Source organism: Paenibacillus kyungheensis (assembly GCF_028606985.1).
Taxonomy (GTDB): domain Bacteria; phylum Bacillota; class Bacilli; order Paenibacillales; family Paenibacillaceae; genus Saccharibacillus; species Saccharibacillus kyungheensis.
Genome location: NZ_CP117416.1, coordinates 2,681,561 through 2,700,430 on the forward strand (window position 1 = coordinate 2,681,561; position 18,870 = coordinate 2,700,430).

Annotated in this window: 19 protein-coding genes; 4 read left to right on the forward strand and 15 right to left on the reverse strand. The window is 35.7% G+C overall.

What is annotated here, in order from left to right:
- Positions 1-3 precede the first annotated feature (3 nt).
- Both PQ456_RS11400 and PQ456_RS11405 read right to left on the reverse strand, forming a co-directional pair.
- Positions 4-993: a Gfo/Idh/MocA family protein gene (locus PQ456_RS11400; RefSeq protein WP_273612381.1), complete on the reverse strand. Its 990-nt coding sequence runs from the start codon at positions 991-993 to the stop codon at positions 4-6.
- A 1-nt stretch (position 994) separates the two neighbouring features.
- Positions 995-2,014: a Gfo/Idh/MocA family oxidoreductase gene (locus tag PQ456_RS11405; RefSeq protein ID WP_273612382.1), complete on the reverse strand. Its 1,020-nt coding sequence runs from the start codon at positions 2,012-2,014 to the stop codon at positions 995-997.
- Positions 2,015-2,212: 198 nt separating this feature from the next.
- On the opposite strand from PQ456_RS11405, the gene PQ456_RS11410 reads away from it, so the two are divergent.
- Positions 2,213-3,079: a MurR/RpiR family transcriptional regulator gene (locus PQ456_RS11410; RefSeq protein WP_273612383.1), complete on the forward strand. Its 867-nt coding sequence runs from the start codon at positions 2,213-2,215 to the stop codon at positions 3,077-3,079.
- Between the two features lie 117 nt (positions 3,080-3,196).
- On the opposite strand, the gene PQ456_RS11415 is transcribed toward PQ456_RS11410, so the two are convergent.
- The 5 genes from PQ456_RS11415 to PQ456_RS11435 form a co-directional block, all read right to left on the reverse strand.
- The gene (locus PQ456_RS11415; RefSeq protein WP_273612384.1) at positions 3,197-4,534 is read right to left on the reverse strand and encodes a dihydrolipoyl dehydrogenase family protein; all 1,338 of its coding nucleotides are present in this window, start codon (positions 4,532-4,534) and stop codon (positions 3,197-3,199) included.
- A gap of 221 nt (positions 4,535-4,755) precedes the next feature.
- Positions 4,756-5,067, reverse strand: a complete 312-nt coding sequence (locus PQ456_RS11420; RefSeq protein WP_273612385.1) for a spore coat protein — start codon at positions 5,065-5,067, stop codon at positions 4,756-4,758.
- A 12-nt stretch (positions 5,068-5,079) separates the two neighbouring features.
- The gene (locus PQ456_RS11425) at positions 5,080-5,271 is read right to left on the reverse strand and encodes a spore coat protein (protein WP_273612386.1); all 192 of its coding nucleotides are present in this window, start codon (positions 5,269-5,271) and stop codon (positions 5,080-5,082) included.
- Positions 5,272-5,448: 177 nt separating this feature from the next.
- Positions 5,449-6,573 carry an NAD(P)/FAD-dependent oxidoreductase gene (locus PQ456_RS11430; RefSeq protein WP_273612387.1) on the reverse strand — a complete coding sequence of 375 codons (1,125 nt, stop codon included), beginning with the start codon at positions 6,571-6,573 and terminating at the stop codon, positions 5,449-5,451.
- A gap of 159 nt (positions 6,574-6,732) precedes the next feature.
- Complete coding sequence (locus PQ456_RS11435) at positions 6,733-7,725, reverse strand: aldo/keto reductase (protein ID WP_273612388.1); 993 nt, start codon at positions 7,723-7,725, stop codon at positions 6,733-6,735.
- 224 nt (positions 7,726-7,949) lie between these two features.
- Here PQ456_RS11435 and PQ456_RS11440 point away from each other — a divergent pair, with 224 nt between their 5' ends.
- The 3 genes from PQ456_RS11440 (at position 7,950) to PQ456_RS11450 (ending at position 10,742) form a co-directional block, all read left to right on the forward strand.
- On the forward strand, positions 7,950-8,867 hold the full coding sequence (locus PQ456_RS11440) for an AraC family transcriptional regulator (RefSeq protein ID WP_273612389.1): 918 nt from the start codon (positions 7,950-7,952) through the stop codon (positions 8,865-8,867).
- Positions 8,868-8,906: 39 nt separating this feature from the next.
- Positions 8,907-9,452 carry a TetR/AcrR family transcriptional regulator gene (locus tag PQ456_RS11445; RefSeq protein WP_273612390.1) on the forward strand — a complete coding sequence of 182 codons (546 nt, stop codon included), beginning with the start codon at positions 8,907-8,909 and terminating at the stop codon, positions 9,450-9,452.
- Between the two features lie 249 nt (positions 9,453-9,701).
- Entirely contained in the window at positions 9,702-10,742 is a 1,041-nt protein-coding gene (locus PQ456_RS11450; protein ID WP_273612391.1) for an NAD(P)-dependent alcohol dehydrogenase, read from the forward strand.
- A 184-nt stretch (positions 10,743-10,926) separates the two neighbouring features.
- Here the strand turns inward: PQ456_RS11450 and PQ456_RS11455 are convergent, their stop codons facing one another.
- From PQ456_RS11455 to pelA, 8 genes are all read right to left on the reverse strand, one after another.
- Positions 10,927-12,819, reverse strand: coding sequence for an RICIN domain-containing protein (locus PQ456_RS11455; protein WP_273612392.1), 1,893 nt, complete (start codon positions 12,817-12,819; stop codon positions 10,927-10,929).
- A gap of 433 nt (positions 12,820-13,252) precedes the next feature.
- Positions 13,253-13,678: a hypothetical protein gene (locus PQ456_RS11460; protein WP_273612393.1), complete on the reverse strand. Its 426-nt coding sequence runs from the start codon at positions 13,676-13,678 to the stop codon at positions 13,253-13,255.
- Positions 13,679-13,698: 20 nt separating this feature from the next.
- On the reverse strand, positions 13,699-13,995 hold the full coding sequence (locus PQ456_RS11465) for a hypothetical protein (protein WP_273612394.1): 297 nt from the start codon (positions 13,993-13,995) through the stop codon (positions 13,699-13,701).
- A gap of 498 nt (positions 13,996-14,493) precedes the next feature.
- The gene (locus PQ456_RS11470) at positions 14,494-15,171 is read right to left on the reverse strand and encodes a hypothetical protein (RefSeq protein ID WP_273612395.1); all 678 of its coding nucleotides are present in this window, start codon (positions 15,169-15,171) and stop codon (positions 14,494-14,496) included.
- Positions 15,164-15,520, reverse strand: a complete 357-nt coding sequence (locus PQ456_RS11475; RefSeq protein WP_273612396.1) for a hypothetical protein — start codon at positions 15,518-15,520, stop codon at positions 15,164-15,166. Before PQ456_RS11475 ends, PQ456_RS11470 begins: the two co-directional genes overlap by 8 nt.
- A gap of 1 nt (position 15,521) precedes the next feature.
- The gene (locus PQ456_RS11480) at positions 15,522-16,421 is read right to left on the reverse strand and encodes a ParA family protein (RefSeq protein ID WP_273612397.1); all 900 of its coding nucleotides are present in this window, start codon (positions 16,419-16,421) and stop codon (positions 15,522-15,524) included.
- Positions 16,422-16,595: 174 nt separating this feature from the next.
- Positions 16,596-17,450, reverse strand: a complete 855-nt coding sequence (locus tag PQ456_RS11485) for a DUF5677 domain-containing protein (protein WP_273612398.1) — start codon at positions 17,448-17,450, stop codon at positions 16,596-16,598.
- Positions 17,451-17,858: 408 nt separating this feature from the next.
- Complete coding sequence (pelA, locus tag PQ456_RS11490; protein WP_273612399.1) at positions 17,859-18,809, reverse strand: pectate lyase; 951 nt, start codon at positions 18,807-18,809, stop codon at positions 17,859-17,861.
- Between the last annotated feature and the right edge of the window lie 61 nt (positions 18,810-18,870).

Here is an 18,870-nt window from a genome sequence, read left to right on the forward strand (position 1 = left end):
TGTTCATTGGTGATCTGCGCCAAATACTAAGCCAGCAGATTGTTTGGCTTGTTGGATCACATGCATTACTTTTTCACTGTGTTCGAGCATTTCAGAGACTTTTAGCATATCTTGTTCATGAATGATTCGATCAAATTCTACAAATTCATCATACATACGATGAGGATGATCTTTGACATCTATTCGTACAGGCGATTCGGAATCATTTACATATTCGAAATGATCCACAATATTAGTAGAACCTGCAATTGAGATATAGCCTTGATCTCCTTGAATATTGGTACGATTTGGTGCACTCGTATCTTTAGAACCGATACAGGCACATTTGAAATGATCATAATCCAGTAATAATATGCCGGATGTATCTATATTACGCTCTATATTAGCATAATAATGAACAGACTTCGGTACACCAAATAAACCCACAACAAGATGAATATTGTACAAATTAATATCCATTAATGCTCCACCTGACATCGCTGGATTGAATGCAGATAAGACTTCTCCGGTTTTGAATCTGCGGTAACGTGAGGAGAATTGTGAATAGTTACACTCTACGATTTTGATATCTCCAAGCTTGGGCAATTGTTCGCGGATAGCGAGTACATTTTTGAGATATTGATTAGAGATTGCTTCTATTAAGATAAGATGTTGACGTGTGGCAAGTTGTTTGAGTTCTAGAAACTCTTTTAGATTCGATGTGAAAGGTTTCTCACAAATCACATGCTTGCCTTGCTCTAATGCTTGCTTGGCATAAGCATAATGCAGATGATTAGGGAGTCCAATATAAATAGTATCTACTTGATGATCAGCAAGCAATTGATCATAGTCCACATACACTTTCTTAATATGGTATTGATCTTGCCATTGAGCCAACTTCTCTTCATGACCGGCTCTTGCACAGATCGCTTGTAACTGAATCGCTGGAATATCTCCAATAAAACTTAGTAAATCTTCGACAATCATTCCTGATCCTACAATACCTAACTTCATTTTAAGAACACTCCTTTATCCCTTTTTCTAATATTTCCATCACTTTTGATGTTTGGTGATCTTTAATTTGTTTTTCTTTGCCATGTATAATCGCTTCGTATATATCATCATAAATGCGTGTATAATCTCCTTGCTCAGAGATCACTTTTTCTTCGTGATATTGTCCTTGATCATCTATATAAGTCAATGTACCGTAATGCTCGGGTCTATCTATACCAAAGTCAGCATGTCCTTTTGGTAAATAAAACAACTTTAAATGCTCTTCTTGTCGATCTTCGGTTTGCTTGATAAATACTCCTTTTTTACCGTACACTGCAAAACTTGGTCTAGCTATCAGACGAAAAAAGCTTGATTTGATAGATACTTTCAAGCGATCATAATAAAAGTCCAAATCAAAATAATCATTCATTCTACCTGTACCTAGTAATTGGCGCACATCATAATGAATATGCTGAGGTTCACCGAAATAAGAGATCACCTGATCAATCGTATGCACCCCATGTCCGTAGAGATAACTTTGGTAGGTGGAGAAATGATCTATACTTTCTGGTGTCTCTGGTCGGTAATAATCGTAATGCATTTCCACTTCTAGCAATTCACCCAGTTTGCCGGATGCAATCACTTTTTGCATCGTTAAGAAATCAGAGTCATATCGTCTATTTTGATAGCATTGAATCAATAAGTTCTTTTCTTTAGCATATTGAAAAATAGAATCTGCTTCGTCTTTGGTCAGCATAAATGGTTTTTCGACAAGTACATGTTTGCCATGATCCAGTGCCATTTTGGCATACGTATAATGAGACTCGGTATGGGTGCAGATCACGACTAACTGAATATCAGGATCATGAAGTATATTTGTGATATCATCGGTATAGAGGATATTATCCATTCGAGTCCAGTCTGTTTTATAGAGATGACGTGCGTAGATTGTTTTGACATTCAAATAATCGCGATTCATAGAAAAAGGCAAATGATAACGATTTGTACTTTTTCCATTGCCGATATAGCCAATAGTTAACATGATGATTGCTCCTTTTATCACTTGATTTCTTTTATTATAAAAAAAGAATCTATAGCGTAAAGGGATTAGCTGTATAACGGTATATTCGACCAGTATGCGCTGATTAATCACACTAAATATAAGGTGTTCTTTGAACAAAATGTTCAATACAAAGAGATTTCGAACGTTATTGTCGTATCGGAATAGGAGTGAAATCTTTTGAAAGTGCTTTTACAATTAGCTGAAATGAAACAATTTACAACCAATGAACAAAGTATTGCTACTTATATTTTAACTCATCAAGAGAAAATGTTACCTTTCACTATTCAGGAACTGGCGAAAGCTACTTATACTTCTCATTCTGCAATCAATCGGTTAACTCAGAAGCTTGGATTATCTGGGTTTAAAGAATTTAGTCTTTCTCTAGCACGTGAATTTGAGCAGAATCAACATCAGTTGACTGAAGTTGATGTCAATTATCCTTTTAGTCTCGGAGAATCTTCTATACAGATTGCTAAAGAAATTGCTGATCTGATGAAGAATACGATTGATAAAAATCTGGCTCTGATCGAGGATGAGTTACTTTCACAGACAGCCCAATTACTAGATCAAGCTGAACGTATCTTTATCTATGCTTTGGGTGATTCACAGATTCGCGCCAAAAGTTTTCAAAATAAACTATTTAAGATCAATAAGTATGTTGTGATTGCAACCGAGCTATCAGAATGGGCACATCATACACTGAATGTGACAACTCGTGATTGTGCACTATTTTTAACGTATCATGGCAATTCACCTAGCTACACCAAAGTGTCTCGTTACTTACAGCATGAACAGATTCCTTATGTCACCATTACAGCGAATCATCAAGGGAAACTAGCTACATCCAGTACTATCTGTATTAAGCTTCCTGATGATGAGGTAAAGCTAGCGAAGATTGGAACCTTTTCTTCCCAGATTGCACTCGAATATGTACTGAATGTGATCTATGGTTGTATGTATAAAATCGAATATAAGCATCATATGAAGAACACCGAAGAATCTCTGCACAAATTCAATCGTAGCAATATGATTGATGATATCTAGATCATTACTGTACCGATCATACTCAATCTGAATATAGTCATATCGTATATACCAAAAACACCCCTACTCTATATCGCAGTAAGGGGTGTTTGTATTTCATTTGTATTTTATTTCTATTTATTTAGCTTCTTGCATGTATCTTGGAATCATCGTTTCAAAAGAAGGGAACGCATAGATCAGTTTGTCTACATCTTTGGATGTTAAACCTAGTGTAATAACAGGAGTTAAGCTATTAATAATCTCAAGCGCTTCCTGACTGTATGCTGCTGCACCTACAAGCTTTTGGTCTTGATCATAGATAAGAGTCAAGTGAGCTTCGGTTTCATTACGACCTGCAAAGTCCCATTGTTTGCCTAGATCGATCGGCTTCACTGTAAGTCCGGTAGATTCAGCTTCTTCCACTGTTATCCCAATTTGTGCAATCCGAGGTACGGTAAAAGCAATCGTAGCGATTGGTGGATATTCAATCCCTTGAGTCTGAGCACCTAAGAAAGAAGCCGCTAGATATTTCGCTTCAAATACAGCAGTTGGTGTTAGACGTGGTTGTTTTTTATCCAGAATATCTCCACTTGCATAAATGCCTTTTTGGGTAGTCTGTAAATACTCATCCACTACAATACCTTTACTGTTGTACTCGACACCTGCTGCTTCAAGATTCAAATTCTCCACATTCGGTACGCGGCCTGTTGCATTAATAACTAATTTGGTTGTTAATGTTAGACCATTTTCTGTCGTGATCTGTAATTGCTCGCCTTGTTGTTCGACTTTGCTTAGTTTTTCATTGAAATGGAATTGGATTCCGTCTTGTTGCATCTTTTTAAGTAATTTTTGAGCATATGGTTGATAGAACTCATTCAAAATATGATCAGATGATTGAATCACATGCACAGTCGCTCCTACTTTGACAGCGATAGAAGCCAGTTCCATAGATACATAACCTGCACCTACAAATACGATATGATCGGGAAGATCTTCTAAGTATAAAAACTCATTGCTTGTTTTTAAGTATTCTTGACCAGGGATATCCAGTGGTGTCGGACGTTGACCACTTGCAATCACAATTTTGTCTGCTGTGTATTCTTGACCATTCACAGATACTGTTTTTTCATTTACAAAAGACGCTTCGCCTTTGATCACTTCAATGCCTGCTTTTTTGAAGTTTTCTTCCAACATCACAGGTAATGCGTCTAGAACTTTATTTTTGTGAGCCATTAGTTCAGACCAGTTAATTTTCATTTCACTTGTCATGCCGATTCCGTTATACGCTTGTGCATCTTCCATAACTTTGATTGGGCCATCCAAAATAATTTTCGGATTACAACCATAGTTCGTACATACACCGGCAATTTTGTTACGTTCAATAATCGCTACTTTTTGACCTGACATACTAAGTGGCATCGCTGCATTCCATGCACCCTGACCACTACCTATAAATAAAACATCAAAGTTACTCATTATATATTCCTCCATTTTCGAATGTAATCTAAATAAATGTAATATAAATATTTGAATATGATTTGGTATTTGTATTATAACCAAAAACAACCCCAATCAATCGCACACGATTAATTGGGGTTGATGGTAATTAGATATATAAAAATATTCTGCACCATAATAAAAGGCAAATCATCAAGATCATGTGATCTAAAATGATTTGCCTTTTTATTATAAATCGCTTATTTATTTACTAATTCCAAAGCAATTTCTGCTTTTTTGAGGTCATGCTCTACTTGCTCGTCTACATCATAAGCATGATACATTTCGTTTTCGATCATATAGGTTGCAATTTTCTCATGTAAATCAATTGCTTTTTGTAATTGAGCTTTTAATGTTTTGCGGACACTAGGAGTTGCTGTTTCTGTAATCGCAACAGCATAATTACGCACACCAGCTTTGGCAGACATCAGTAAATCAGTAGCAATTGCTAGATCATCCAATGGAGCCGTTGCATTAACTAACATTTCTTTTGTCATATTACTTGTAGCCATAATTACACCCCTTTATTTTTGTAAAATAGATTTCAAGTCTTCTATTGCCTTCGTCGAATTTTGGATATCTTCGTCAATGATTTGTTTGAGTTTTTCATCTTTAACCAGTTCACGCATTGCTACAGCTTTGGTAACACAAGAAGTTTTGAAAGTTAAAAGTTCATGCACTTCAAGCTTTTCGTGAGTTGCTAACTGCTTTGTCATCACTTTAACACTCCTTATTATCTTCTGATTAGTGAAGCTGTTCCCAATTTATATATAACCTCTATTATTCCAAATATATCATGATTAGGTAAAATAATTAAAAAGTTTGAATGATCTATTTTTATAATGCTTGTTTATACAACAACTATCAGAAAATAAGTAAGAAGATGTTTTATTTTAAAGCAAAGCAGTCTGAATATTATAATCGTTCAGTTCAATATCTACATCCATATCCAGTGCTAACTTAGCTAATTGGTAGCCGATAAAAGGCCCCATCGTTAAGCCTGATGCCCCAAGTCCATTCGCTGTTATAATGCCTGTCCAATTCGGAATACTACCGATCACAGGTAAGAATCCTGGAGTAAACGGTCTAAAGCCTACCCGTACTTCTTGCAGTGTACTCTGTGCCAGATCAGGTGCAAGTTCTAGTCCTTTATTTAATACTTCTTGCATACCTCCGGCTGTGATTCGAGTATCATAACCTTCGATATCATTTTCGTGAGTAGCCCCGATAACCATCTTTTGCTGTTCAAACGCAAGCAAGTATTGATCGGCTGGTGGCATAACGACAGGCCATGTTCCAGTATCTGCTGATGGATCTTCTATTTGTAAATGAATAATTTGAGCTTTCTGATAACTGACTTGAAAATCGATACCTAAAGGTTGTAACAATGGATTCGCCCATGCACCTGCACATACGACTACAGTATCTGCTTCAATGATCTGTCCATTCACTATCACTCCAGTGACTTGATGATCTTGATATAATAGCGTAGCATCGCCTTCGATCTTGTGTGCTCCATAGTGCTGTGCAGAACGAATCAACGCATCCCGTAATGCACGACCATCAATACGAGCGGCTCCACTGATATGTACAGCATGATATCCTTTTTTTAACAAAGGAAATTGATCATGAGTCTCTTGTGCATTCAGACAGGTAATATCTCCAATCTCTAGTGCCTGTTCTTTGCGTAGCTGTGCTCGCTCTTCCATTTTCTTAATTTTGTCCAAATCTTCATGAATACTAAGTGCACCTACCCGGGCATAACCTGTATTGGTTTCTCCTGCATCTTGAAGTTCCTGAATGAGTGCAGGGTAAAATTGTGCACCTGCTTTGGCAAGTCGATACCATGCTTGATTACGACGTTGAGACAACCACGGGCAAATAATGCCTGCCGCTGCATCTGTAGCTTGCCCCTTATCTTGGCGATCAATAAGAAAGACTTCTGCCCCCATTTTACTTAACTGATATGCGGTAGAAGCTCCCAAAATCCCTGCGCCTATTACAATTACTTTCTTCATCACTGCATTCCTCTCTATTGTACGAATATGTATATTATAACGAAAATACTTGTAATTCTCTCGTATAGTTACAATAGGTATAACAAAAAGCAGTAGTGCTAAGACTACTGCTCTTCATCAAAACGATTGAGTTATCTATTATCCGTTATCGATATGACATTATAAAGGATAAGGAATTAAGCCTACGACAGGATGTGGAATATATCCTTCTTCAAGAGAACTTACTTCTTCTGGTGTTAATTGTATATCAAGCGCAGCTACAGCATCTTCAAGATGTGATGATTTGGTTGCGCCTATGATTGGAGCACTAACAGGTTGCTTTTGTAATAACCATGCCAGAGCAATATGAGAACGTGGAACGCCTCGTTTTTGAGCAATTTCTGCTACTTTTTCTACGATAACTCGATCAGCATCAGCTGTACCATCGTACTTCGATTTCTGAATATGATCTCTTTCTGAACGATAAGTCGTTTCTTCTGGATCACGCGTTAATCTTCCAGAAGCAAGCGGACTGTATGGAATAACACCTATTCCTTCTTCCAGACAAAGAGGTAACATTTCTCGCTCTTCTTCACGATATAACAAATTCAGATGATTCTGCATCGATACAAATGAAGTCCAACCGTTAGCTTTAGCTACCTGAATCGCTTTTAAAAATTGCCATGCATACATAGCAGAAGCTCCGATATATCTCGCTTTACCGGCTTTGACCACATCATGCAAAGCTTCCATCGTTTCTTCGATCGGTGTCTCATAATCCCAGCGATGAATCTGATACAAATCTACATAATCTGTTCCCAAACGCTGAAGACTTTTATCGATTTCACTCATAATAGCTTTACGAGATAGTCCGCCGCCATTAGGGCCTTCGTGCATTTTCCCGTGAACTTTGGTAGCTAATACGATTTCATCGCGGTTCGCATATTCTTTCAGTGCACGTCCTACAATCTCTTCACTTGCTCCTAGTGAATACACGTTCGCTGTATCAAAAAAGTTAATTCCAAGTTCTAACGCTTGCTTAATAATCGGGCGACTATGCTCATTATCCAATACCCATGAATGAGTCCAACGTTTGGCATCGCCAAAACCCATACATCCCAAGCAAATGCGTGATACATCTAATCCTGTTTTTCCTAATTTGACATATTCCATGATCATTCTCCTCACTTTCATATCGTCAGATTCAAAAGCGCTTGCTTCGTTAATGAACAGATGTCTATAATAGTAAACACATTAAACAGATCATCTGTTCAACGGCTCCTCTATAGTATGCAATATATCCCAAATACACAGGTATCGTATTTATCTTAAATGATTGCCTAATTCTCTCACGACTACGATCTCTATTCAAAATTTATACAAGAAAGGGTTCTCCTATGTCTCAAGAAATGCAACATAAAAAAGACGAACTTGCTAGCTTAATCAAACGTCATTCTACTGCTGAAGGTGTTCAAGAAACAGCTATCTCTTCTTTGTTTTTTGTACGTTATTTGTATACAACAGAACCAGCTTATCATGTGGCCCGTCCTGCACTATGTTTTATCGCGCAAGGTTCCAAAGAAATCTACCTAGCCAAAGAACGATTTTTGTATAATCCTAATGATTATTTAGTAGGTTCTATGAATTTGCCTGTAGTCGGACAAATTATCAAAGCTTCTGCGGAGGAACCGTATGTAAGTTTTAAACTGGAATTTACTCAACAACAGATTCTAGACGTGCTTAAAGATTCTTTGATTCAAACTGTAGCTGGTGAACATGCTGAACGTGCACTATTTGTAGGGCAAATTAATGCAGGGCTACTCGATTCTATTCTCCGCTTAGCTCGTTTGTTAGATCATCCAGAAGATATTCCTTTTCTAGCTCCATTATGTATCAAAGAAATATTGTATCGACTGCTACAAAGTGAATATGGATCGACGTTAGCACAGAGCGCTATGGAAGGAAGCAGTACGTATCGTATTCAAGATGCGATTCAATATATTATCAATCATTATGATCAATCGTTGTCGATCGAGACGCTTGCAGAAGTAGCCAGTATGAGTATTTCTTCATTCCATCGTAACTTCAAAGACATAACAACTATGACCCCTCTTCAATTCCAGAAGCAATTACGTCTGCAAGAAGCAAGACGCTTATTATTAGCTGAATCAGCAGATGCCGCCGATGTGGCTTTTCGGTTGGGTTATGAAAGTGCTTCTCAATTCAGTCGTGAATATGCACGCATGTTTGGCTCACCGCCGCGTACCGATATTAAGCGTCTCAAAGAAAAATACGAACTTACTTTTAACTTATAACGATATAGATATACTTTACGAAAGCCTGGTGCACTTCTTATGTCAAAAATAGATCGCCGTATTCTTAAATCACAAGAAGCGATGAAAACAGCAGTCATTGAACTAATGACAGAGAAAAGCTTTGATGAAATTACGTTACAAGATATTGCTGAACGTGCCAATATAAGTAGGGGGACGATCTATCTTCATTATGCAGATAAATTGGATCTACTGAATAAGCTGATAGAAGAACATATTGAGAAATTAAGAAGTATTTGCCGATCAGTAGCTGAACTTGATTTTAGAGAAGCGATATTGCCGTGGTTTGAATATTTAGAGCAGAACTATCTTTTTTTCTCGACGATGTTAGCTAGTAAAGGTGCTACTTCTTTTCGTACTCAATTTGTTGAATTTCTTAGGGAAGAATTTCAAAACGAAGTCAAACAGTCCGGTGAGAAAAATGACAGTATTAGCGAAGATATCCTTTTGCAATTTATCGTTACTTCGTATGCCGGAATTACCGAATGGTGGATTATTAACAAAATGCCTTATTCTAGTGAAGTGATGGCTGATCAAGTGGGCTTATTATTAGATCGCAACTTATAAGTACTTCTACAGACAACAAACATATGAATTAATGAACATGTATGCAACTATTGTTCATTAATAGACAAATCGCTCTTTTTTATCGATTGTAAGCAATCTTATTTTGGTGATAATATACAGATGTACATTAAAGTATAGATGTTTTACTTTGTAGTGAAATGTTTTATACGTGTAGTACACTAAAAAATTGATCACTTTAGCATTTCAAACGAAATTGATATTGCTTAAGGAGAAGGAGCAGAGAAACTTATGTGCAAAACACACGTACTCAGTGCTGCAAGTCCAAAAGCACCATTTGAGAAAACAACGATTGAACGGAGAGAATTACGTCCAAACGATATTTTAATTGATATCAAATTTAGCGGAATCTGTCACTCGGATATTCATAGCGCTTATGATGAATGGGGCGGCGGTATTTTCCCGATGGTTCCAGGTCATGAAATCGCTGGTGTGGTTGAAGCTGTAGGAACAGACGTGACTAAATTTGCTGTAGGCGACCGTGTAGGTGTAGGTTGTTTTGTAGATTCTTGTGGCGAATGTGAATATTGCCTGCAAGGTGACGAGCAATACTGTACAAAAGGTGTTGTACAAACGTACAACTCTAGAGATTATGATGGTAACCCAACTTATGGTGGATATAGCCAAAAAATCGTTGTTACTGATCGCTTTGTAGTCAGTATTCCAGAAGCATTAGGCTTGGATGTAGCTAGTCCACTTCTATGCGCAGGGATCACTACATATTCCCCTTTGAAACATTGGAATATCGGCCCTGGTAAAAAAGTAGCTATCGTTGGTGTTGGTGGTCTAGGTCACCTTGCAATTCAATTCGCTCATGCACTAGGTGCAGAAGTGACCGTATTGAGTCGTTCTATGAGCAAAAAAGAAGAAGCAATCGGTTTTGGAGCAGATCATTATTATGCAACAGGTGATGCAGAGACATTTACAACACTTGCGAATAAATTTGATCTTATCTTAAACACGGTATCTGCTAACCTTGATGTGAATGCTTACCTTTCTATGCTACGTGTAGATGGAACGCTAGTAAATGTAGGTGCACCTGCTGATCCAGATCAATACAGTGTATTCTCACTAATCATGGGTCGTCGTAGCCTTGCAGGATCACTTGTAGGCGGTATTCCAGAAACGCAAGAAATGCTTAACTTTGCAGCAGAACATAATATCGCTCCAATGATCGAAGTGATCGGTGCGGATTATGTAGGCGAAGCTTATGAGCGTGTTGTAAACAGTGATGTACGTTATCGCTTTGTTATTGATATCGCTACTTTGTAAAAGATCGCTGTCTATTTGGACAAAATTATCCGTTTGTACATGTAAGGGTAGATAGCTAATTATAAAATGAAATCAATTAATCATGATCATACACAAGATTATGGATAATACAAATAGCAAAAAGAAGCCTTTCGACTGTGAAGGGCTTCTTTTTGTTATACATGTTAACGTTATTATATTGATATTAGTCTGTCACTTTAAGTAATATCCATTTCTGATTGGTACCGCCGTTGTCTGTCCACTGAATCACATCGCCGCCATTACTGGTTGAACCACTGCTGATATCAGCGACCTTGTTACTGTTGCGATTGATTAATTTCAGCGTATTATCTGTAAAAACGGGCTTCCATTGTTGATGGGTGCCTCCATTATCTGTCCATTGAACGACATCGCCACCATCGGCTACCGATTGCGCAGACACTTCCAGTGCTTTCCCTGTTTTGCGATTAATTAACTTGTAATAACCATTCGTTGTCGCTACGAATTTCCATTGTTGATTTGTACCACCAATATCCATCCATTGGATAACATTGGCACCATCTGCGGTAGACGCTTCGCTCACATCCAATAATTTGTTACTGTTTTGGTTGACGATTTTGTAATAAGCATTAGCATCGATCGTCGTCCCTCCACCTGTTGCCCCAGAGATTCCTGTAATCACAAATGTACTGACTGAATTAGCAGGTTGGGTATTGGTAAACTTCTTATTTGCTAGAGATAATCCGCTAATTGCCGCCATATTCTCTGAACTGCTTGTCCGGTAACCGGTCACATTGCCTGTCAAAGTAGTGAATTGAGACAGATCATAATTGACTGTATTTGGTGACGTTGTGCTATTCACAGTGACAATGACTAATTTTTTGCCGGCTGTATCATAAGCAGCCACCGAGTTATTGTCGACAATATCAATAATTTTGTATCCCGGGCGTATAAATTTACTCCATTGCGCCATCATATGATATTTCTTTTTGACGGTGTATGTTCCTAGATTGGCACTCGCATTATTCAGATCGGTTTCGATCATGCCCCAACCGCCCGGCGTTTCTACCGCTTGCCAGTAGACCCATGCACTATTTTTCATATATTTGAGATCCGATAAAATCGTACGAGACAACGTCATACCTGTATCATCACCGTCACCATGCTCGGAATTCCACAAACGTTTGCCATTCGCTGAAGTATTCAGCCCTATGCGGTCACTACCCTGATACGTATGAGTATTGTATTGCACTAATTTGGACTTGGTAGCCGCTGAATAGCTGTCGATACTTTGACGAGTTAGATCAATACTTGTTTCTTCAGGAGCACTAATGCCGATCGGCAGACCTTTCGCTGCTATCGCACTGGATAACTGCCCGATCATCACTTGTTGATTAGGCGCAAACATCACATTACCTTCTTGACGATTACCGAAATACCAGTAATCTGAACTGGGCTCATTAAAAGCAGATAATGTACGGAAATTAATGCCCCATTGATCGCGGAACTGTTTGGTTACTGTAGTCAAATAATCAGCAAAATCATCATACATATCATCTTTCAGATTTTCAGCAGCATTGGTATTACCCGTGACACTTCCACTCTTCGTCATCCACCACGGTGGTGAGTTGGAGAAAGCCTCAGCAATAAATTCGCTAGATGGGATGCGAGATTTGGCTGCTTGTAAAATCGAGCGTTGATTACTATCTCTTGTCCAATCATAAGCAGATGTAGCTGAATCTTTGAAGCCCGGAATGCGTGCACGCAGTTCCATATGATTCGGATAAGCTGGATTCTCACCACCGCCAATATTGTAACGAACAATATTCATTTGTAGCCCGTTACTACCAAATAATTTGTCAGCATAATCATTACGTACCGACTCAGAAGCACCACCTACCCGATTCGCCCACCATGCAAGTGATGTTCCCCAACCCTCCCATGTCTGATACTGTACATTCGGATTAACCGTTGCATTATAACTTGCCGCAGACGCATTTTTCATCGGAACCACTCCATACGTTGTGATTAGTAATGCCAGAATGAGTAGACTATGGTTGAGTATTGCTAGACGTTTTTTTAGCTTTGGTTTGGTCATTTAACATGTCCTCCTTCAGATGATGTTGTTAAAATCGTCTTTATGTATACGCTTACAAAATAATTTCTGAAGAAAAGATCGCTCTTTATGAATCGATCTCTTCTATCATACACACAATTAAAATCTATTTCAATTATTTTACAATTAAAATCGAACTTTCTCATAATCTACCGCATGCTTTCGGAAGTTCAAACCGGTGTCTTTTGGAGGAAGATACCGGTTTGGAAGCTAAAAAAAACGCCTGACATTCTTTTGCGTCTATCGAGTCAGAACGATCAATTTGATTCCTCATTTTTTTGTGAGAGTTTCTGATAATCCTTCTGCATTCATGACTCTGCGTTGCTTCTGTCTTGCTATGTTACCTTTAAAAGTAAAAAATTCTTTAGATGGTTATTTATCTCAAAACTTTTTAAATTCATCTTCTAAATAATATTTAAAATGGGAAATCATCTTCTTTGCTCCCATACTCCTTAATTAAACCATCAATTAACTGATCCGCATTACTTTGGCTTCTTTGAGCTAACTTATACAAAGACCAGAGAAATGCACTACCACCTCTATTTAAATCATAATCAGATAATTTGAAACTTACTTTAAAAAGAGGTGTTTCTGAAAAGAACAAATGAATATTTGTTTTTTCTGTTTCTTCTCCAAACCCATCAATAAAGGTAGTATTTGCCTTATAAATAACAATACGGCGTGAATAGTTAACATCTACAAAATAATATGCTCCTTCTACAAACTCTTGCTTTTCTGAGAATTGAGAATAATTCATAAAAGGTACCAGTTCCCATTCAATTTTTTTTTCCTCAGTTCCTTTAATCAAAGCTTTAACTAATTTTATATCTTTATCTTCCAATTTATGCCGCTCCTTCAAATTCAAATGTTTTTTAGATCAATGTCGATTCGTGTTTCCAAAAAACCTATAATTATGCCTAAATTATAACTAATTTGAGAAGAATTTTTCTCGATGACTCCTTTTTTTACTATATTCCCCAATTCTTTATATGCTGTTTTGTCTGTTTTTTTCATATATATTTTAAAATCTTCTAATCTACGTAATGGCTTTGATAAATCATACAAGTTCTGCAGATCATTCGGAGATCTTTCAAGGAGTATTTTAATACTTTCTAATTCATTTCTTAAAGCTTCTTTATCCTCTTTAAAAGCTTTCAACCGAAAAGATCTATTGATTTTTCTTTTAAGACTAGACGTTGTTATCAGCAAAAAAATTGTTATAAAAAAACTTATAACTGTAATCCAAGAACCTATATCACCTAAATTTCCCCAAAGGTTAAAAAAGGAGTTAGAATGTTGTAATGATACATTTGTGTGGTTCAGACCGTCCGTCCACCTCTCAATTATAAATTGATATTCTTATAATTTTTAGTTTATATTTATTTGTAATAATATCACTTAAATGATTTTTAAATTTTTTTCAGAAGTAGCGTTTACGTTCTTTTATTCCTACCCATACGTATGCTAGGTATATGGAACATACTGAACCAAAAGCATATATATCCGTAGTATGAATTTTATGTTAGCAGATGTATTCTTTTTTATTGAGTTTTACTGAATTATTTTTAAATAATTATATTGAATTTCACATTTACTCTTTATTTTAAAATTAAAAACTATCGAATAATTTCTCATGTAATAAATTAGTAAGATTAGTCATATAATATTTACATTTTCCAATCTTATAACTGCTTCTCTGGTTAACTGATTTTTCAATCTCATTTTTGAAGCTATATTTAATTGAGATTCGCTTACTTTCAGCATAAAGAAATCTACAATAAATATTTCTTTTAAAACTCCAGATTTTTCAGCTGCGTATTGAATTAAATCGATATTGGTATCACTTAATTGCCTAAAATTCAAAAGATCAGTTGGATTAGAATTAGAATGATGTACTAATTCTGAATAAGCACTATACAAATCATCCAAATCTTTTTTTTTGCTTAAAGAACCTTCTAATCTTACACTCATTTTCCTTCTTTCATGTTTTCTAATTGAATGTTCTAAAAGATGAGGGTGAAAATGTGCATATAAAATTCTATATAATTTTTCAATTAATAACCGCAAAAGAGAATCAATTAAATATTTATCATTAATAGGTATAATTAATAAAATTCTACTCATATAAACTTTAAACTCATTCAATAAATTATAAAAATTCACACTTTCGTATTCTACTCCATCAAAACAACTACCCATTACAAAAAAATCATTCATTAAAAAGTATAGTTCTTTCAAAGCTTCAACTTCATTTGCTGATAATTTTGAAAAGAAGTTAGGAAAATTAACTTCAATATAATCAATATAATTATTCACAATCCATGAATTAACCATCTTTGTTCTCCTTGTTATTTCTAGAAAATCTGTTAATAATCTGTGTAACTTCATTTGTATGCACGAGACCTTTGTATTCCAATAAATCCAATGTCACCTTCTTAAAAGTGCTTATATTAAATTTCAAGTTTTCTTCTGTGTTTGCTTCTACTTCTCTAATAATTCTTGCTAATAAAGCTGTTCTACTATCATATAAATAATCTTTTAAACTCTTCTCGACTTTTAATTTTTCACTTAGCGCTTTAATATCATTATTATTTCGGAAAATTTCTTTTGATAAAATTGTAGGAATTAATACTGCATAGAAGTCCATCTTCGTCTGCTCAATATCTCTCTTAACCTCTAACAATTTAATTCGCTTCCACAGTATCATCATTATTCATCACTTCCACTCTTTTAAGGAATTCGTCACATATTTTAATCATCATTTCGTCTAAATTTTTATCATTTCTGTCTATGATATTCTTATCAAATGTTGAAGTAGATAATTTATTCGATTCATGAAAACGACTCTCAAAAATGTAGATTTTATTATTTATAACAATATCGGCCACTTCTAAGCCTTCAATAAATTCTGATTGTTTAGGTTTAGTATTAAGTTGTACCCTTGTCCACATTATACCTAAATTTTTAGGTTGCGCATGTTTGAAAACAGTGTTTCTTTGAGAATGTACAATATCTTTTACAACTCGTTCTAACAAATCTATACCTAAGACAGAATAAGCATCTGGCATAGCGGGAACAAAATAATAATCACTTGTGTAAAAAGACATTTCTGTATATACAGAATAAGTAGGTGGACAATCCAAAAAAATAAAATCATATTTTTCTCTTAACTTCTCTTCGAGAATATAGTCCATTAATTTATTAGGAGTACTAGGATTTTGCTGCCTTTGTAAAAAAATTGTTTCTAATTCACCAGGAATTAAATCTAAATTATCATTAAGATCTAATATGACGTGTTTTCTAGTCATGCCTATCATATCCTTATTGAAAATATTATCAACCGAACACTTATAATCAATACTTTTGTCTTCTTTATAGTAAGTAGTTTCTTTGTTGAATCTTTCTAATAATGATTGAGTAAGATTAGCTTGAGGATCAATGTCTACCAACAGTACTTTAACCGAAGATCCATCAGGATAGCTGTAACGTTCTGATAAATAAAGTGCTATTTCTCTACAAAGAGTGGTTTTTCCAACTCCGCCTTTCATATTAATAAAAGAAATAACGTTTGCTTCTTTATTCATTTTTATATCTCCTTCTAAATTTTTATATTAAATTATATATTTATATCTTCGATCAAAATCTTTAGAATTTGTTTATAAAGTTTCAGCTAATGTTCTGATAAGCACGATTCAACTTAAGTTGGACATACGGCAAATGAGGAACCGAGGATGAATGTCCACAGCGTAAATAATCTGTTAGGTGATTTTAATCTCTGCTTTAGGTACGCTTCCTAGCTCTTCCTTAAGAGATTTTTTCATGTCTTTCATTAATTCCTTCATTCTTTTATTTATATATTTATTTGTCTCATTTTTTGATGAATTATAGTAGTCCTTTAATTCATCAAGCGCAGATTCTAATAATTGAATAGCATCTTTCACTAACTGATAAGAGTTCTTCTCAGTTCTTACATCCTTAAAATCTTCGCCATCAACTGTTACAATAAGCTCAAACAATTTAGAAAACACAAAAACCACAATCATCCTAACAAGCAAACTATCATTCACTTTGGTAACTGTATAGTTAAAATTTTCATCTAAATAGTTACCAACTATACCGAAATTGCAATGAGCATAAGTAGAAAGCAAATCATAAAAATTGTAAAAATAATTTTTATCTGCTCCTAACTTGAATTTACTAGGATTCTCTTGCTTTCCAATTATTTCTTTATCTCGGTTCACTATAGAGCCATCTTGTTGAACATTGTAATGAGCGAGCGAAATTCTCAATGGGTGTTCGATAAACTGATCAATTTTGTCATCATTTTCGTGTAAATATCTACAACTCAAGTAATTTTCAAATATACTTCTTACTAATATAAATACATCTTCGTTTAAATCTTCCTTTAAAAGATTTTTTATAGAAATAAGCGTTTTTAAGCTTTTTGTAAAAACAAAGTACTCAAAGTCATACACTAATTGAATGGTTTTCTTCTGAAACTTTATATCATTCAATAACCCATAAGGAAATGAAGAATATTCAACAAACTTCCTTGATTCAAAAACAAATTTATTAATAATCTTATCTAACTTTTTTATTAATTCTTCATCCATGAGTTATCCCTCTTTATTTTAGAGTAATTTGAGCTAACGTTATATATGAACTTCTGTAGCTTCTCTCGAAATTATATATTTATAAACTTCACAAACTTCAAATCTATTGCAGTATTCACGAACTCTCTAATGCTCTTCTTCAAGACCTATGCGTTCGATTCAATGGACTTTGAATATTACCAATATTACGATTACTAAAATACTACACCGAAGATCTGCTCCATTCTCTATAAGATGAGTATAAAATTAACACTTTAACGAATGGATTTTACTCCTTATATTATCATTATCTCCGATATTTTGGAAATGATTTTCATTCAAAAAAGAGGGCTTTTAGATGATATTCATCTAAAAGCCCTCTTTCCTTCAGCAATCATCATTATTTTTTAAAATAAAGTATACGATCTATCAGCTCGGTGACCAGTTACCATACCACGCATAACCCGTTCTTCTTTCCTGATCAATATCACTTAACTTATACTTCACAATACCATCCCGTCCGACAAAGATCGGCTTGTTCGTATTCAATTCATAAAATCTCGCCCAGATCGGCTTGGTCACACTGGCATCATTAACCACTACTACATCATTATTCGCTTTTACCACTTTGATCCCTACAATTTGCACAGCTTTGAACCAGTCTTCAGCAGCTTTGATAGAACTCGCAATTTGCGAAGTCGAAGGTCTGGTTTTGAGGAATTTCACAATCGTTGCACTTTCTTTGGAGCTCAGTGAAGGCACTTCATAGATGCGCGCTGCCGCAGGTTGGAGTGTATTGGAATCATGTTGTTGACCCCATACGGTTAGTTTGCCTCCTGACGTGACTTGAGTTTTCAATAGGCAAGTGACTCCTTTATCGACAGACTGTTTGCTTTTACTCGCTAGATTGCTATCGATAAATGCAAAGTCGCCTTTTTTATTAGCAACTTCATCCAGTAGAATCATCACATTGATCATCGCATCATCATTATATGTAATATGCGTATGATACCCGGAGCTTTGATAAACTTGTGGCCATCCGCCATTAGCATATTGCATATTGATTAGAAAATTAATGCCTTTGATCGCAGCAGCCGAATATTTGCTATCTTTGGTTTTGGTATATTCACTGGCCAGTCTGCGAATCTCAGTATACGTTGCTTTGTTGTCGATCGTCGATTTTGCCCAATCTCCACTCGTTTCTGCATAATCCTTTTTCCAGCCACCATCTGCTTGTTGATTTTTGATAATATCTGCCAGGCTTGCTGTTGTTCCCGAAGCATCTGCCGCCATAATCGTAGTGGTAGGTTGTAACAGCGCCACCGGTACAGACATGAGCATAGTGAAAGCGAGCGCAATCGATATTCTGTTGTTTTTCATATCAATAAATCTCCTTTAGCATCCATTTTTTGATAACGCTTACAGATATTAATAGCGAGTT

What these genes read in the sequence shown, in the direction of transcription:
- PQ456_RS11400 (WP_273612381.1), bottom strand. Translation starts at nt 993, where the DNA reads ATGAAGTTAGGTATTGTAGGATCAGGAATGATTGTCGAAGATTTACTA.
- PQ456_RS11405 (WP_273612382.1), bottom strand. Translation starts at nt 2,014, where the DNA reads ATGTTAACTATTGGCTATATCGGCAATGGAAAAAGTACAAATCGTTAT.
- PQ456_RS11415 (WP_273612384.1), bottom strand. Translation starts at nt 4,534, where the DNA reads ATGAGTAACTTTGATGTTTTATTTATAGGTAGTGGTCAGGGTGCATGG.
- PQ456_RS11420 (WP_273612385.1), bottom strand. Translation starts at nt 5,067, where the DNA reads ATGGCTACAAGTAATATGACAAAAGAAATGTTAGTTAATGCAACGGCT.
- PQ456_RS11425 (WP_273612386.1), bottom strand. Translation starts at nt 5,271, where the DNA reads ATGACAAAGCAGTTAGCAACTCACGAAAAGCTTGAAGTGCATGAACTT.
- PQ456_RS11430 (WP_273612387.1), bottom strand. Translation starts at nt 6,573, where the DNA reads ATGAAGAAAGTAATTGTAATAGGCGCAGGGATTTTGGGAGCTTCTACC.
- PQ456_RS11435 (WP_273612388.1), bottom strand. Translation starts at nt 7,725, where the DNA reads ATGGAATATGTCAAATTAGGAAAAACAGGATTAGATGTATCACGCATT.
- PQ456_RS11440 (WP_273612389.1), top strand. Translation starts at nt 7,950, where the DNA reads ATGTCTCAAGAAATGCAACATAAAAAAGACGAACTTGCTAGCTTAATC.
- PQ456_RS11445 (WP_273612390.1), top strand. Translation starts at nt 8,907, where the DNA reads ATGTCAAAAATAGATCGCCGTATTCTTAAATCACAAGAAGCGATGAAA.
- PQ456_RS11450 (WP_273612391.1), top strand. Translation starts at nt 9,702, where the DNA reads ATGTGCAAAACACACGTACTCAGTGCTGCAAGTCCAAAAGCACCATTT.
- PQ456_RS11455 (WP_273612392.1), bottom strand. Translation starts at nt 12,819, where the DNA reads ATGACCAAACCAAAGCTAAAAAAACGTCTAGCAATACTCAACCATAGT.
- PQ456_RS11470 (WP_273612395.1), bottom strand. Translation starts at nt 15,171, where the DNA reads ATGGTTAATTCATGGATTGTGAATAATTATATTGATTATATTGAAGTT.
- PQ456_RS11480 (WP_273612397.1), bottom strand. Translation starts at nt 16,421, where the DNA reads ATGAATAAAGAAGCAAACGTTATTTCTTTTATTAATATGAAAGGCGGA.
- PQ456_RS11485 (WP_273612398.1), bottom strand. Translation starts at nt 17,450, where the DNA reads ATGGATGAAGAATTAATAAAAAAGTTAGATAAGATTATTAATAAATTT.
- pelA (WP_273612399.1), bottom strand. Translation starts at nt 18,809, where the DNA reads ATGAAAAACAACAGAATATCGATTGCGCTCGCTTTCACTATGCTCATG.